The sequence below is a fragment of the Streptomyces sp. BE303 genome (assembly GCF_036290945.1).
Classification (GTDB): domain Bacteria; phylum Actinomycetota; class Actinomycetes; order Streptomycetales; family Streptomycetaceae; genus Kitasatospora.
Map to the genome: position 1 here is coordinate 1 of NZ_JAQYWZ010000395.1, position 313 is coordinate 313.

1 pseudogene is annotated in these 313 nt (G+C 69.0%); it reads right to left on the reverse strand.

Features of this window, described 5'->3' with window-relative positions:
* Nucleotides 1-158: pseudogene (locus tag PUR56_RS43300) on the reverse strand (acyltransferase domain-containing protein); the annotation flags it as partial.
* Nucleotides 159-313: the final 155 nt, after the last annotated feature.

Here is a 313-nt window from a genome sequence, read left to right on the forward strand (position 1 = left end):
GCCTCGGAAGCACCCACCGCGAGCATCGCCCCACCCGCCGGAAGGGCCTGCATCAACCTGCCACGCGCCGAGACCAGCGCCGCAGCATCGCCGAGCGACAGCACCCCGGCCACATGCGCGGCGGCAACCTCACCGATCGAGTGCCCAACCAGCACCTCAAAGGTGTACCGGTAGACTGGTCGCCCCAGTTCACCGGCGTCCGAACCGCCGATCAGCCCACCAACCCCATACAGCAACAGCGGTACAGGCTGCAACCAGCAGCGCCCCGCCGTTCGGCGGAACCAGCGGAGGCGGGCTTCTGGAACGTCGTCGA